Source organism: Streptomyces sp. NPDC057854 (genome assembly GCF_042797055.1).
Classification (GTDB): Bacteria; Actinomycetota; Actinomycetes; order Streptomycetales; family Streptomycetaceae; genus Streptomyces.
Genome location: NZ_JBHVMF010000013.1, coordinates 45,124 through 59,390, shown reverse-complemented (window position 1 = coordinate 59,390; position 14,267 = coordinate 45,124). Strand labels below are relative to the sequence as shown.

Sequence of the window (14,267 nt, the reverse complement as noted above, 5' to 3'; positions counted from 1 at the left end):
TCGGGGCATGTCGGCGGATTTCCCCTCGGGCGGCGGAGTGCCCGACCCGGCCGGGCTGTCCGGAACGGCTCGCACACGGCCCGAACGGATGGCAGCGGAGGGACGGGCTCCGGTACTCCGGTAACCGGTCCGTTCCGGTAGGAACCGGTAGGAAGGAGCACGCCATGGCCGTTCCGCTGTCCGCGAGCAGGGTCCTCGGCGCACTGCGCGGCGAGGGGCTGTCGGTCGTCGAGGTCGGCGACTGGTCCACCCACAACAGGAACCACAAGGGCCCCTGGGGGCCGGTGCACGGAGTGATGATCCACCACACCGTCACCCGGGGCACGGCGCACACCGTGCGCATCTGCCGGGACGGCTACCAGGGGCTGCCGGGCCCGCTCTGCCACGGCGTGATCGCCAAGGACGGCACGGTCCACCTGGTCGGCCACGGGCGGGCCAACCACGCGGGGCTCGGCGACGACGAGGTGCTGCGGGCGGTGATCGCCGAGCAGCGGCTGCCCGTCGACGACGAGGCCACCACCGACGGCAACCGGCACTTCTACGGCTTCGAGTGCGAGAACCTCGGCGACGGCGAGGACCCCTGGCCCAAGGTCCAGCTGGAGGCGATCGCGAAGGCGTCGGCAGCGCTCTGCCGGGCGCACGGCTGGACCCACCGCTCGGTCATCGGCCACCGCGAGTGGCAGCCCGGCAAGGTCGACCCGCGCGGTTTCACCATGGCCTCCCTGCGCGCCCGCGTCGCCGACCTGCTCCGCTGACCCGACCCGACGAGACCCGACCAGACCCGACTGTCCCCAACCCGACCCGACCCCCGATCCGACCAGACCCCACTCCAGGTCCGCGCGCGTACGGCCCCGGCTCCCGCACGCGCGCGTGCCGCTCCCCCGGCCCGGGAGAATGGCCGGGTGGACACGTACGAGCTCGCCGGCCTGCGGCCCCGGCTGCCCTCGCCCCTGGAGCCGGTGGACGACGAGCGGTTCGCCCGGCGCGGCCTGACGCTGCTGCTCAAGCGGGACGACCTCATCCACCCCGACCTGCCCGGCAACAAGTGGCGCAAGCTCGCGCTCAACCTGCGCGCCGCCGCAGGACGGCCGGTGCTGACCTTCGGCGGCGCCTACTCCAACCACCTGCGGGCCACGGCCGCCGCCGGCCGGCTGCTCGGCTTCCCGACCATCGGCGTCGTACGCGGCGACGAGCTGGCGGGCCGGCCGCTGAACCCCTCCCTGGCGCGGTGCGCGGCGGACGGGATGCGGCTGGAGTTCACGGACCGCGCCACGTACCGGCGCAAGCACGAGCCGGAGGTGCTGGCGGCGCTGCTCGACCGGGCCCCGGAGGGCACCCGCGTGGTCCCCGAGGGCGGCAGCAACGCGCTCGCGGTGGAGGGGTGCGCGGCGCTCGGCCGGGAGCTGTCCGGGCGCGCGGACGTGGCCGCGGTGGCCTGCGGCACGGGCGGCACCCTGGCGGGCCTCGCCGCCGGCTTCGACGGGCGGACGCTCGGGGTGCCGGTCCTGAAGGGCGGTTTCCTCGGCGGGGAGGTGCGGGCCCTCCAGGAGGCGGCCTTCGGCGGGCCCCGGGGCGACTGGTGGCTGGACGAGCGGTTCCACTGCGGCGGCTACGGCCGGACGAACCCCGCGCTCGACGCGTTCGCACAGGACTTCGAGGCGCGGCATGGACTCGCCATCGAGCGGCTGTATGTCGCCAAAATGCTCCTCGCGGTGGTGACCCTCGCGGAGGACGGCGCCTTCCCGCCGGGGACGCGGATCGCGGCCGTGATCACCGGCGGCCCCGGGGACCCCTGACCGTCCCGCGCGGACTCCGTCAGTCCGTCTCCTCCCGGTAGGCCGCCGCCTCCTCCAGGTCGAGCCGCCGCAGCAGGCTGCGCATCATCTCGTCGTCGATCCGGCGCTCGTCGCGCAGCCGGACGAAGACCTCGCGCTCGGCCTCGATCATCTCGCGGGCGAGGCGGCGGTAGGTGTCGTCGGCGGTCTCGCCGGTGACCTCGTTGACCGCGCCGAGGCGCTCCCAGACGCTGTTGCGGCGCCGCTCCAGGACCGTGCGGAGGCGGTCGGCGAGGGGGCCCGGCAGGGTGTTGCGCTCGTCGGCGAGGAGTTCGTCCAGGCGGGTCTCGGCGGCGCGGGACGCCTCGCTCTGGGCCTGCGCCTCGGCGAGCGTCTCCTGGTGGCGGTCGCGTCCGGGGAGCTTCAGGGCGCGGATGAGCGGGGGCAGGGTGAGGCCCTGGACGACGAGGGTGCCGATGACGGTGGTGAAGGTGAGGAAGAGGACGAGGTTCCGGGCGGGGAACTCGACGCCGTCGGTGACGACCGGGATGGAGAAGGCGATCGCGAGGGAGACCACCCCCCGCATGCCGGCCCAGCCGACGACCACGGGCGCCCGCCAGTCGACACCCGGTTCGCGCTCCCGGACGCGGGCGGAGAACCGGCGGGGCAGGAAGGTCGCCGGGAAGACCCAGACGAAGCGGACCACGACGACGAAGACGAAGACCCCGACGGCGTACCAGAGGGCCTCCCCGATGCCGTAGGGGCCGAGCTCCCGGACGACGTACGGCAGCTGGAGCCCGATGAGCGCGAAGACGGAGGACTCCAGGACGAAGGCGACCATCTTCCACACGGCCTCCTCCTGGAGGCGGGTGGCGAAGTCGACCTTCCACGCCTTGTGCCCGAGGAAGAGGCCGACCACGACGACGGCGAGCACCCCGGAGGCGTGGACCTCCTCGGCCGCCGCGTAGGCGACGAAGGGGATGAGGAGGGAGAGGGTGTTCTGGAGCAGGGGTTCGGTGAGCCGGGTCCGCAGCCAGTGGATGGGCACCATCAGCAGCAGGCCGACGCCGACGCCGCCGACCGCGGCGAGCGCGAACTCGCCGAGGCCGCCGGCCCAGCTGACGCCCTCGCCCACCGCGGCGGCGAGGGCGACCTTGAAGGCGGTGATCGCGGTGGCGTCGTTCACCAAGGACTCGCCCTGGAGGATCGTGGTGATCCGGTGCGGCAGGCCGAGGCGGCGGGCGATGGCGGTGGCGGCCACCGCGTCCGGCGGGGCGATCACCGCGCCGAGGACGAGGGCGGCGGTGAGCGGCAGGTCGGGCACCAGGACGTACGCGAGCCAGCCGACGGCCACGGTGGCGAAGAGGACGTAGCCGACGGAGAGCAGCGCGACCGGCCGGATGTTGGCCCTCAGGTCCAGGTAGGAGGACTCGACGGCGGCGGTGTAGAGCAGCGGCGGCAGGATCAGCGGCAGCACGATGTGCGGGTCGAGGGTGTAGTCGGGGACGCCGGGGACGTACGAGGCGGCCAGGCCGGCGGCCACGAGGAGGAGCGGCGCCGGTACGGGGGTGCGGCGGGCGAGTCCCGCGACCGCCGCGCTCGCCGCCACCAGTCCCACCAGTTCCAGTGCGTCCATGCCGCTCTCCACCGTCCCTCTCGCCGCTCGTCCGTCCGCCCGGCCGGGGGTGTCGGCCCCGTACCCTGGCCATCATGATCGAGTGCCCGCACGTAGCAGAAATGCCGCGCCCCGAGCCGGCCCCGCTCCACGACACGTGCCCCGAGTGCCTGGCCGACGGGACGAACCCGGTGCAGCTCCGGCTCTGTCTGACCTGCGGGCACGTGGGCTGCTGCGACTCCTCGCCGGGGCGGCACGCGACCGGGCACTTCGGCGCGACCGGGCATCCGGTGATGCGGACCTTCGAGCCGGGCGAGGCGTGGCGGTGGTGCTTCGTGGACGAGACGCTGGTCTGAGCGGGCCGTCCGCGCGGGCCGCGGCACGGTACGACGTGCGGGGCGGCGCGGTTCGCGGGGCGGGGCGAGGTTCGACGGGCTGCCCGTTGGGTACGTCACCCCTCCGCCGGTCACCGCGTTTTCCGGCCCCGCGCACCCCTGGCCACCGTCCGCACCCATGGGCCTACCATGGGTGACGGGCCGGGATCGGGGGCCCGGGGGCTTGCGGCGACACGGCAGGATGGATCGCGATAGCGTCACGGCGGACCGCGCAGCCCCTGCGTGACCGCGCCCGGTCCGGGGGTCTCCCCCGGGCCCCGAATGAGCTTGTGCCACCTTGGAGGTGAGGGTGTCCCAGATCGCAGGCGAGCCCGGGACCCAGGACTTCGTGGAAGTCCGGCTGCCCGCTGCGGGTGCCTATCTGTCCGTGCTGCGTACGGCCACGGCCGGCCTCGCGGCGCGCTTGGACTTCACCCTCGACGAGATCGAGGACTTGCGGATCGCGGTGGACGAGGCGTGCGCGATCCTGCTCCAGCAGGCGGTGCCCGGCTCGGTCCTGAGCTGCGTCTTCCGGCTGGTGGACGACTCCCTCGACGTGACCGTGTCCGCGCCGACGACGGACGGCCGGGCCCCCGAGCGGGACACCTTCGCCTGGACGGTGCTGTCGGCGCTGGCCGGCAAGGTCGAGTCGTCGGTCGCGGAGGACAACACGGTCTCGATCAGCCTGTACAAACAGCGCGGCGCGGGGCCAGGCCCGGCGTGAGGAGCGGGGACGCGACGGCCGGCATCCCCGGCCAGCAGGCGGCGGGACCGCACGAGGTCGCTACGGAGCAGCAGGCGGACCAGATGAGCGAGCACGAGCAGCAGCACGACGAGGCTGCCCCGGGCCCGGGCCCGTCCCCGGACGGGAGCGCCGGGACGGCGGACGCGACGCCCGGGGACGCGGGCGCGGAAGCGGCGCCTGCCGCAGAGACGGCGGACGGCGACAGCGACAGCGACAGCGGGGACGACGCGGGGGATCCGCCTCCGCAGGACCGCAGCGGTGCCCGCGCGCTCTTCGTGGAGCTGCGGTCGCTGCCGGAGGGCTCCCCGGAGAAGGCCGAGCTGCGCAACCGGCTGGTACGGATGCACCTGCCGCTGGTCGAGCACCTGGCGCGGCGCTTCCGCAACCGCGGCGAGCCGCTGGACGACCTGACCCAGGTGGCGACGATCGGCCTGATCAAGTCGGTCGACCGGTTCGACCCGGAGCGGGGCGTGGAGTTCTCCACATACGCGACGCCGACGGTGGTCGGCGAGATCAAGCGGCACTTCCGCGACAAGGGCTGGGCGGTCCGGGTGCCGCGCCGGCTCCAGGAGCTGCGCCTGTCGCTGACGACGGCGACGGCGGAGCTGTCGCAGCAGCACGGACGGTCACCGACCGTGCACGAGCTGGCGGAGCGGCTGGGGATCTCCGAGGAGGAGGTCCTGGAGGGTCTGGAGTCGGCGAACGCCTACTCGACGCTGTCCCTGGACGTGCCGGACACCGACGACGAGTCGCCGGCGGTCGCGGACACGCTGGGCGCGGAGGACGAGGCCCTGGAGGGGGTCGAGTACCGGGAGTCGCTCAAGCCGCTCCTGGAGGGCCTGCCGCCGCGGGAGAAGCGGATCCTGCTGCTGCGGTTCTTCGGGAACATGACCCAGTCGCAGATCGCGCAGGAGGTCGGCATCTCGCAGATGCACGTCTCCCGGCTGCTCGCCAGGACCCTGGCGCAGCTGCGGGAGAAGCTCCTCGTGGAGGAGTGAGGGTCAGGAGGCGTCCTGGCCGGGGCGCCGGATGCCGAGCGCCTGGGTCGTGGCCGGGTTCACCAGCAGGACGAGCCCGGTCACGGCGAGCACGGCGAGCGCGATGCCGTACGGGATCACGCCCTCGGTCTGGAGCATCTGCCAGGCGACCGGCAGGGCGAGGACCTGGGTGATGACGGCGGGGCCCCGGCTCCAGGAGCGCATCCGCCACAGGCCGACGGCGGCGGCGAGCGGGATCAGGCCGAGCGCGGCGAGGGTCACCCCGCCGGTGACGCCGCCGGTCAGGTCGGCGCCGTCGACCAGCGTCCGCACCAGCATGTACACGCCGCCGGCGAGCAGCGCGAGGGCCTCGACGAGGGCCACGCCCGCGGCTGCGGCCAGGCGGGCGGGGCGGGGGGTCTGCTCCGTACTGCTCATGAGAGGCAGCGTAACGGGACCGGCGCCGGGACCGGAGCCCGCCGGGGGTGTCCGGGGAGCGGGCGCGAGTGGGATCGGTACCACCGGGTAGGTACGCTGGCGGGCATGCGCGCACTTCTCGTGGTCAATCCGGCAGCCACCACCACCAGTGCCCGCACCCGTGACGTGCTGATCCACGCGCTGGCCAGCGAGATGAAGCTGGAGGCCGTCAGCACCGAGTACCGCGGGCACGCGCGGGACCTCGGGCGGCGGGCGGCCGAGTCCGGGGAGATCGACCTGGTCGTGGCGCTCGGCGGCGACGGCACGGTCAACGAGGTGGTGAACGGGCTGCTGCACCACGGGCCCGATCCGGACCGGCTGCCCGGTCTGGCGGTCGTGCCGGGCGGATCGACGAACGTCTTCGCCCGGGCGCTGGGGCTGCCGAACGACGCGGTGGAGGCGACCGGCGCCCTGCTGGACGCGCTGCGCGAGCGGAGTGCCCGGACGGTGAGCCTCGGTCTCGCGTCGGGGACGCCGGACACCCCGGACGAGGAGGTGCCGGCCCGCTGGTTCACCTTCTGCGCCGGGCTCGGCTTCGACGCCGGCGTGGTCGGCCGGGTCGAACAGCAGCGCGAGCAGGGGAAGCGGTCGACGCACGCGCTCTATCTGCGCCAGGTGTTCCGCCAGTTCCTGGAGGACCCGCACCGGCGGCACGGGACGATCACGCTGGAGCGGCCCGGCGCGGAGCCGGTCGAGGACCTGGTCCTCTCCATAATCTGCAACACCTCCCCCTGGACCTACCTGGGCAATCGTCCGGTGTACGCGTCCCCGGAGGCGTCCTTCGACACCGCGCTCGACGTGCTCGGGCTGAGCCGGCTCTCGACCCCGGCGGTGGCCCGTTACGCCACCCAGCTGCTCACTTCCAGCCCCGAGCGGGGCCCGCGCGGCAAGCACGCGACGACCCTGCACGACCTGACCGACTTCACCTTGCATTCGAAGGTGCCCCTCCCCCTCCAGATGGACGGAGACCACCTCGGACTGCGCACGAGCGTGACGTTCACAGGCGTACGCCGTGCACTGCGTGTGATTGTGTGAGTGGAAGGGACGAAAGTCCTTGCACTCGAACGTTTAGGCGCGGCTCCACCCCTTAGAAGTACGGCTGTGACCTAGCCGACACCGAGGAATCAAAAAAAACTTTCCGGAAGGGGTTGTATCCGCTGCCGAGGTTTGCGAGTCTCTTCTTGGCGATCGGGACGGCCCGCAGGACCGGCCTCCACTGAGAGCCAGAACCCCTCCTCAAACCCAGGACCACACCGGTTCATCCGGCAGTCGGCCCTTCACTTGTTGAGGGATTCGTGAAAGCGTTCACATTCACAAGCAACCTGCATGTAACACCGAGAGAGGTAGCAGCCATGGACTGGCGTCACAACGCCGTTTGTCGTGAGGAAGACCCCGAGCTGTTCTTCCCCATCGGCAACACCGGTCCTGCGCTGCTGCAGATCGAGGAAGCCAAGGCCGTCTGCCGCCGCTGCCCCGTCATGGAGCAGTGCCTGCAGTGGGCGCTCGAGTCCGGCCAGGACTCCGGCGTCTGGGGTGGCCTCAGCGAGGACGAGCGCCGCGCGATGAAGCGCCGCGCCGCCCGCAACCGGGCGCGCAACGCCAGCGCCTGAGCCACCTGCACAGCCTGAGGCACGCGGCGCGTACACCGCGTACGCATTCACCGCCCCCGAGCCGCAGCGCGCAGCAGTAAGCAGTACCCCACAGCATTCGAGCCCCGGACCGATCACTTCGGTCCGGGGCTCGCTGCTGTGCGTGACCGGATCGCCGGCCCGCCGGGGGCTTACTTCTGCGGGCGGACCGGGATGTCCAGGACCACCTTGGTGCCGCCCTCGCTGCCGGGCCGCATGTCGAAGGTGCCGCCCAACTCCCCTTCGACCAGGGTCCGTACGATCTGCAGGCCGAGGTTGCCGGCGGTCTGCGGGTCGAAGTCGGCGGGGAGCCCGCGGCCGTCGTCCCGGACGGTGATGAGGAGCCGCGCGTCGGCCCGGGGCTCGCCGCGGACCGCGCTGACCTCGACCGTGCCGTGCTCGCCGGGGGCGAAGGCGTGCTCCAGGGCGTTCTGCAGGATCTCGGTGAGGACCATGGAGAGCGGGGTGGCGACCTCCGCGTCCAGGATGCCGAAGCGGCCGTTGCGCCGGCAGGTCACCTTGCCCGGGGAGATCTCGGCGACCATCGCGATGACCCGGTCGGCGATCTCGTCGAACTCCACCCGCTCGTCCAGGTTCTGGGACAGCGTCTCGTGGACGATGGCGATCGAACCGACGCGCCGCACCGCCTCGTTGAGCGCCTCGCGGCCCCGGTCGGAGTCCATCCGGCGGGCCTGGAGGCGCAACAGGGCCGCCACCGTCTGCAGGTTGTTCTTCACCCGGTGGTGGATCTCCCGGATGGTGGCGTCCTTGGTGATCAACTCGCGCTCGCGCCGCCGCAGTTCGGTGACGTCGCGGAGCAGCACCAGCGAGCCGATGCGGGTGCCCTTGGGCTTGAGCGGGATGGAACGCAGCTGGATGACCCCGCCGTTGCCCTCCACCTCGAAGTTCCTCGGGGCGTAGCCGGAGGCGAGTTTGACCAGGGCCTCGTCCACCGGGCCGCGGGACGGGGCCAGTTCGGCGGTGATCTGGCCGAGGTGCTGTCCGACCAGGTCGGTGGCGAGGCCGAGCCGGTGGTAGGCGGAGAGGGCGTTGGGCGAGGCGTACTGGACCGTGCCCTCGGCGTCCAGCCGGACCAGGCCGTCGCCGGCCCGCGGCAGGGAGTCCATGTCGGACTGCTCGCCGGGGTAGGGGAAGGAGCCGGCCGCGATCATCTGGGCGAGGTCGGACGCCGACTGGAGGTAGGTGAGCTCCAGCCGGGAGGGGGTGCGGACGGTCAGCAGGTTGGTGTTGCGGGCGATCACGCCGAGGACGCGGCCCTCGCGGCGCACGGGGATCGACTCGACCCGGACCGGGACCTCCTCGCGCCACTCGGGGTCGCCCTCGCGGACGATCCGGCCCTCGTCGAGGGCGGCGTCCAGCAGCGGGCGGCGGCCGCGCGGGACCAGGTGGCCGACCATGTCGTCCTGGTAGGAGGTGGGGCCGGTGTTCGGGCGCATCTGGGCGACGGAGACGTACCGGGTGCCGTCGAGGGTGGGGACCCACAGGACGAGGTCGGCGAAGGAGAGGTCGGAGAGCAGCTGCCACTCCGACACCAGCAGGTGGAGCCACTCCAGGTCGGAGTCGCTCAGGGCGGTGTGCTGGCGGACGAGGTCGTTCATGGAGGGCACGGTGCGAGCGTACCCGCGGAATTAACGGCTGGTGAACCTGGCTCTTCGGGGCTCCGTGTTGGAGGATGGGCCCGGAAACACCGCGTTCAGGTGGATGGACAGACAAGAATGGTCTAGTCCACAATGAGCGCATCGAACTGCACACACCTCCATCCTCCCCGCACAGGAGGATGGACGAGGTTCCCGGCGCCCTCTGCCCTGATCGCGCCGAGACCTCCCTTACGGCCGAGGGTCCGCACACCCCCGGCCGGGCACACCCGGGCTGCGGTGCCGGGCGGGTTGAGGGTCCCGCCGGGCGCCGCGGCCCGCGGTCGTTTCCGGGGTCTTCGCCGGGCCCGCGGACCGGGGCGCGCACGGGGTTCGAGTGGCTGGCGCGGGGGGTGCGGCCGAGGATGGTGGAGGGGAGAGGTGCGGGCCGTCCGGGGTGCGGAACGGCATGAGGAGACGGGCCTCCCTCTGCTAAATTGGGACTTTGATTGGTCTATACCACACGGCCCCTCCCCAGCCCCTCACCAGATCGGCAGGCACAGCGTGGAAGTTGTCATCGTCAAGGACGCCAAGGCGGGCGGAGAGCTCATCGCGGACGGCATCGCCGGCCTCCTGCGCCGCAAGCCCGACGCGCTGCTCGGCGTGGCCACGGGCTCGACCCCGATCCCGATCTACGACGCCCTGATCGCCCAGGTGCGCGCCGGCGCCGTGGACGCCTCCCGGGCGCGCATCGCCCAGCTGGACGAGTACGTCGGCCTGCCCGCCGGGCACCCGGAGTCGTACCGCTCGACCGTGCTGCGCCAGGTCGTGGAGCCGCTCGGCCTGCCCGAGGACCACTTCATGGGGCCCGACGGCTCGGCCGAGGACGTCCAGGCGGCCTGCGAGGCGTACGACAAGGCGCTGGCCGACGCCGGCGGCGTGGACCTCCAGATCCTCGGCATCGGCACCGACGGGCACATCGGCTTCAACGAGCCCTGCTCCTCGCTCGCCTCCCGCACCCGGATCAAGACGCTCACCGAGCAGACCCGGATCGACAACGCGCGCTTCTTCGACGACGACATCGAGCAGGTCCCGCACCACGTCATCACCCAGGGCATCGGCACCATCCTGGAGGCCCGCCACCTGGTGCTGCTGGCCACCGGCGAGGGCAAGGCGGAGGCGGTCGCGCAGACCGTCGAGGGGCCCGTCGCCGCGCTCGTGCCGGCCTCCGCGCTCCAGCTGCACCCGCACGCCACCGTGGTCGTGGACGAGGCCGCCGCCTCGAAGCTGAAGCTCGCCGACTACTTCCGCCACACCTACGCGAACAAGCCCTCCTGGCAGGGCATCTGAACCCCGCGCCACCCACCGGCGCGCCGAAGGGGCCCGGCACCTGATCCAGGTGCCGGGCCCCTTCGCGTACGCGCGGACGGGTCCGTCAGGCGCCGGTGCCGGCCACGGCCTCGGCGGCGGCCCGGCCGCAGACCCGGGCGGCGCCGTGCGTGGCGATGTGCAGGGCGCCGCGCGGCCCGGCCTCGTTCAGCCCCATCTCGACCACGACGGTGTCCGGGCGGGCGGCGACCAGGCCGTCCAGGGCCGCGGTCATCCACGAGTGCCGGTGGAGGTCGCGGACGACCGCGACGATCCGCCGCTCCCCCGCCGCCGCGAGCACGGCGTCCGCCGTGGCGTCGGCGCCGAAGGAGCCGGAGGCGGTGCCGGGCAGCAGCCGGTCCAGCTCGGCGGCGACGCCCCACGGGGTCTCGTCGCCGACCGCGAAGTTGGCGACCGGGGTGAAGGAGGCGACGAAGGGGGCGCTCGACACCGGGGTGTGGGGCCCGTCGCCCCTGGTGATCCGCAGGGCCCGGCGGGCCGCCACGAGTCCGATCCCGGCGCCGGGCGCGGTCCCCTCCTGCACTGCCGCGCCCGGCACCGGTCCAGCCCCCCTCGCCCGGTGCGCCTGGGTCCAGGACGCCAGCGCGCGCACGCGCGCCGCGGCGTCGGCCAGCCGCTCCTCGGGCAGTTCACCGGTCCGTACCGCGGAGACGAGCGCGTCGCGCAGCCGCAGCACGGTGTCCTCGTCGCACAGCCCGCCGCCGACGCAGATGGCGTCGGCGCCCGCCGCGATCGCGAGGACGGATCCGCGCTCGATGCCGTAGGTCGCGGCGACGGCCTGCATCTCCATGCCGTCGGTCACGATCAGGCCGTCGAAGCCCAGCTCCTGGCGGAGCAGACCGGTGAGGATCTGCGGGCTCAGGGTGGCCGGACGTTCGGTGTCGAGCGCGGGAAGCAGGATATGCGCGCTCATGACCGCTTTGGTACCCGCGGCGATCGCCGCGCGGAAAGGCACCAGCTCACGGGCGTGCAGTGTGGCGAGGTCCACATCGATCCGGGGCAGCGCGTCGTGCGAGTCGACGTTGGTGTCGCCGTGCCCGGGGAAGTGCTTGGTGCAGGCCGCGACCCCGACGGCCTGGAGGCCGTCGACGTACGCCACCGTGTGCCGGGCGACCAGGTCGGGGTCGGGACCGAAGGAGCGGACGCCGATCACCGGGTTCTCGGCGTTGGAGTTCACGTCGGCCGAGGGCGCCCAGTTGAGGTCGATGCCGCAGGCGACGAGCCGGCGGCCGAGCTCGCGGGCGACGGCCCGGGTCAGCTCGACGTCGTCGACCCGGCCCAGGGCGTAGTTGCCCGGGAAGGACGAGCCCTCGTTGACCTCCAGGCGGGTGACGTCGCCGCCCTCCTCGTCGATGGCGACGAGGACGTCCTCCCGCTCGGCGCGCAGCTGCGCGGTGAGGCGGGCGAGCTGCTCGGGGCCGGCGACGTTGCGGCCGAAGAGGCCGACGGACGACAGACCCTCGCCGATCCGGCGGAGCAGCCAGTCGGGGGCGGTGGTGCCGACGAAGCCGGGCTGGAGCACCGTGAGCGCGTCACGGGTCAGGGTGTCCGAGCCGTGTACGAGTGTGGTCATGGGGCGCCGTTATCCCTTCACCGCGCCGGCGGTCATGCCGCCGACGGCCTTGCGCTGGAGGAAGAGGAACACGATGAGCACGGGCAGGGCGAAGAGCGTCGAGGCGGCCATGGTGGCGCCCCAGTCGTCGCCGAACGCGGTCTGGAACTGGGTGAGCCAGAGCGTCAGGGTCTGGTTCGTCTTGTCCTTGTTGAGCACCAGGACCATGGCGAACTCGTTCCAGGCCGTGATGAAGCCGAACAGCGAGGTGGACATCAGGCCCGGGGCGAGCAGCGGGAAGATGACCTTGCGGAACGCCTGGCCGCGGGTGCAGCCGTCGATCTGGGCGGCCTCCTCCAGCTCGACCGGGACGGCGGCGATGAAGCCGCGCAGGGTCCAGATGGTGAAGGGCAGGACCATCACGAAGTAGATCGCGGTGAGCAGCGGGATGCTGTTCAGCATCTCGTTGTCGCGGGCGATCATGTACATCGCGATGACCATGACCTCCCAGGGGGCCATCTGGGCCATCATCACGATGAGGACGATGCCCTTGCGGCCCTTGAACCTCATGCGGGCGATCGCGAAGCTCGCGGCGAGGGCGACGAGCAGGGCCAGCAGGACGGCGCCGACCGTGACGATCAGGCTGTTGGTGACGTACGTCCAGAAGAGGTCGACGCCGGTGGCGGTCGAGTAGTTCTCGAAGGTCGGGGTGAAGAAGAAGACCGGGTCCTTGGAGAGGATCTCGCTCTGCGGCTTCAGCGAGGACGAGAACATCCAGTAGACCGGGAAGACGAAGATCACGGCCAGGACGAGCGCGGCGGCGTTCTTCGCCACGGCGCCGACGGTCAGCGGCTTGCGGGTGCGCAGCTTCTGCGGGGCCGGGGCCGGCGCGGGCGCCTTGGGGTTCTGTGCGGTGGTGCTCAACTCTCGTCCTCCTGCTTCAGGATCAGGCGGAAGTAGAAGGACATGGCCACGAGGAGCATCACGATGGTGAGGATCGAGATGGCCGCCGCGACGCCGTAGTGCTGCTGGCTCATGCCTTCGATGTAGGCGAAGACGGGAAGGGTCTCGGTGGCGCGGTCGGGGCCGCCCTGGCGCATGGCGTAGACCTGGGTGAAGGCCTTGAAGACCCAGATGATCTCCAGGAAGGTGGTGATCATGAAGAAGGGCTTCAGGTTGGGGAAGACCACGGACCAGAAGGTCCGCCAGCCGCTGGCGCCGTCCATCCGGGCCGCCTCGTAGAGCTCGGTGCCCACGGTGGTGAGGCCGGCGTACATGTTGAGGGCGACGAAGGGGACGGAGCCCCAGACGACGAGGGCCGTGATGATCACGAAGGTGGAGAAGCCGGTCTCGAACCAGTTGTGCTGGTCGTAGCCGGAGAAGCCGAGCGTGCGCATCAGCCAGTTGGCGACGCCGAACTGCTCGTCGAAGAGCCACTGGAAGACCGTGACGGAGGCGACGATCGGCATGGCCCAGGCGAAGGCGAGGGCCAGCGAGAGCACCAGCCGCATCTTCTTGCCGAGGCGGTTGAGGAGGAGGCCGATGCCGGTGCCGATCGCCATGATCAGCGCGACGTTGGCGGCGGTGAAGGCGATCGAGCGGAGGACGACGGTCCAGAACTCGGAGTTCCCCAGCAGCTCCGTGTAGTTGTCGAAGCCGACCCAGGGGGTCTCGCGGCGGATCAGCTCACGCCGGTTGACCGACTGGAAGGAGAGGATCAGGTTGCTGATCAGGGGGTAGAGCAGCAGCACCGCCATGGACAGCAGGGCGGGCGTGACGAGCAGGTACGGCAGCAGCCCGCCGGGCAGCGAACGTCTGCCGCGCGAGGGCTGAAGGGCTTCCTTCGCGCCGGAAGGGGGTGGCGGAGTCTGCGACTTCCCTGCCGCCCTCCCGGGCGCGTCCTGGGAACCGGCGGTCGCCGTCCCCTGGGAGTCCACGGTCATGGTCTTCTTCCTCGCGGTTCTGGGGCTCCCGCGCCCACCGGGGCGCGGCCCGGGGGAGCGGGCCGCAATCACTGCAACGCCCAGGTGGCGGGGGCGGGGGGAGCCCGCCCCCCCCCCGGGGGGGGGCTCCGGGGGGGGGTTGCGGGCGGCGATTACCCAGGGGCGTGATAACAACAGAAGCAGGCGCCCGCAGTGGG

14 protein-coding genes are annotated in these 14,267 nt (G+C 72.3%); 8 read left to right on the top strand and 6 right to left on the bottom strand.

What is annotated here, in order from left to right; translation table 11 throughout:
* The first annotated feature begins 164 nt into the window (after positions 1-164).
* Together ACFVQZ_RS19900 and ACFVQZ_RS19895 are read left to right on the top strand one after the other, a co-directional pair.
* Positions 165-755 carry an N-acetylmuramoyl-L-alanine amidase gene (locus ACFVQZ_RS19900; RefSeq protein ID WP_383624331.1) on the top strand — a complete coding sequence of 197 codons (591 nt, stop codon included), beginning with the start codon at positions 165-167 and terminating at the stop codon, positions 753-755.
* Between the two features lie 147 nt (positions 756-902).
* Entirely contained in the window at positions 903-1,796 is an 894-nt protein-coding gene (locus ACFVQZ_RS19895) for a 1-aminocyclopropane-1-carboxylate deaminase/D-cysteine desulfhydrase (RefSeq protein WP_383624329.1), read from the top strand.
* 19 nt (positions 1,797-1,815) lie between these two features.
* On the opposite strand, the gene ACFVQZ_RS19890 is transcribed toward ACFVQZ_RS19895, so the two are convergent.
* A complete protein-coding gene (locus tag ACFVQZ_RS19890; protein ID WP_383624326.1) occupies positions 1,816-3,411 on the bottom strand; it encodes a Na+/H+ antiporter in 1,596 nt (531 codons plus the stop codon).
* Positions 3,412-3,485: 74 nt separating this feature from the next.
* Between ACFVQZ_RS19890 and ACFVQZ_RS19885 the strand changes: the two genes are divergently transcribed.
* From ACFVQZ_RS19885 to ACFVQZ_RS19875, 3 genes are all read left to right on the top strand, one after another.
* A complete protein-coding gene (locus ACFVQZ_RS19885; RefSeq protein ID WP_030492699.1) occupies positions 3,486-3,746 on the top strand; it encodes a UBP-type zinc finger domain-containing protein in 261 nt (86 codons plus the stop codon).
* Between the two features lie 328 nt (positions 3,747-4,074).
* On the top strand, positions 4,075-4,488 hold the full coding sequence (locus tag ACFVQZ_RS19880; RefSeq protein ID WP_030492700.1) for an anti-sigma regulatory factor: 414 nt from the start codon (positions 4,075-4,077) through the stop codon (positions 4,486-4,488).
* On the top strand, positions 4,485-5,507 hold the full coding sequence (locus ACFVQZ_RS19875; RefSeq protein ID WP_030492701.1) for an RNA polymerase sigma factor SigF: 1,023 nt from the start codon (positions 4,485-4,487) through the stop codon (positions 5,505-5,507). Before ACFVQZ_RS19880 ends, ACFVQZ_RS19875 begins: the two co-directional genes overlap by 4 nt.
* 3 nt (positions 5,508-5,510) lie before the next feature.
* On the opposite strand, the gene ACFVQZ_RS19870 is transcribed toward ACFVQZ_RS19875, so the two are convergent.
* Positions 5,511-5,924 (bottom strand): hypothetical protein, encoded by a 414-nt coding sequence (locus ACFVQZ_RS19870; RefSeq protein ID WP_030492702.1) that lies wholly within the window; start codon positions 5,922-5,924, stop codon positions 5,511-5,513.
* A 105-nt stretch (positions 5,925-6,029) separates the two neighbouring features.
* Between ACFVQZ_RS19870 and ACFVQZ_RS19865 the strand changes: the two genes are divergently transcribed.
* Both ACFVQZ_RS19865 and ACFVQZ_RS19860 read left to right on the top strand, forming a co-directional pair.
* Positions 6,030-6,998, top strand: a complete 969-nt coding sequence (locus ACFVQZ_RS19865) for a diacylglycerol kinase family protein (RefSeq protein WP_030492703.1) — start codon at positions 6,030-6,032, stop codon at positions 6,996-6,998.
* A 317-nt stretch (positions 6,999-7,315) separates the two neighbouring features.
* Entirely contained in the window at positions 7,316-7,573 is a 258-nt protein-coding gene (locus tag ACFVQZ_RS19860; RefSeq protein ID WP_003953983.1) for a WhiB family transcriptional regulator, read from the top strand.
* A gap of 170 nt (positions 7,574-7,743) precedes the next feature.
* Here ACFVQZ_RS19860 and ACFVQZ_RS19855 read toward each other — a convergent pair whose 3' ends face one another.
* The gene (locus tag ACFVQZ_RS19855; protein ID WP_383624586.1) at positions 7,744-9,210 is read right to left on the bottom strand and encodes a sensor histidine kinase; all 1,467 of its coding nucleotides are present in this window, start codon (positions 9,208-9,210) and stop codon (positions 7,744-7,746) included.
* Positions 9,211-9,750: 540 nt separating this feature from the next.
* On the opposite strand from ACFVQZ_RS19855, the gene nagB reads away from it, so the two are divergent.
* Entirely contained in the window at positions 9,751-10,536 is a 786-nt protein-coding gene (nagB, locus tag ACFVQZ_RS19850) for a glucosamine-6-phosphate deaminase (RefSeq protein ID WP_383624321.1), read from the top strand.
* An 85-nt stretch (positions 10,537-10,621) separates the two neighbouring features.
* Here nagB and ACFVQZ_RS19845 read toward each other — a convergent pair whose 3' ends face one another.
* Genes ACFVQZ_RS19845 through ACFVQZ_RS19835 form a run of 3 tightly spaced genes read right to left on the bottom strand, consistent with a single transcriptional unit; the run spans position 10,622 to position 14,070 of the window.
* Positions 10,622-12,148: a glycoside hydrolase family 3 protein gene (locus ACFVQZ_RS19845; protein WP_030492706.1), complete on the bottom strand. Its 1,527-nt coding sequence runs from the start codon at positions 12,146-12,148 to the stop codon at positions 10,622-10,624.
* A 9-nt stretch (positions 12,149-12,157) separates the two neighbouring features.
* Entirely contained in the window at positions 12,158-12,994 is an 837-nt protein-coding gene (locus ACFVQZ_RS19840) for a carbohydrate ABC transporter permease (RefSeq protein ID WP_030492707.1), read from the bottom strand.
* 53 nt (positions 12,995-13,047) lie between these two features.
* Complete coding sequence (locus tag ACFVQZ_RS19835) at positions 13,048-14,070, bottom strand: carbohydrate ABC transporter permease (RefSeq protein WP_383624318.1); 1,023 nt, start codon at positions 14,068-14,070, stop codon at positions 13,048-13,050.
* Positions 14,071-14,267: the final 197 nt, after the last annotated feature.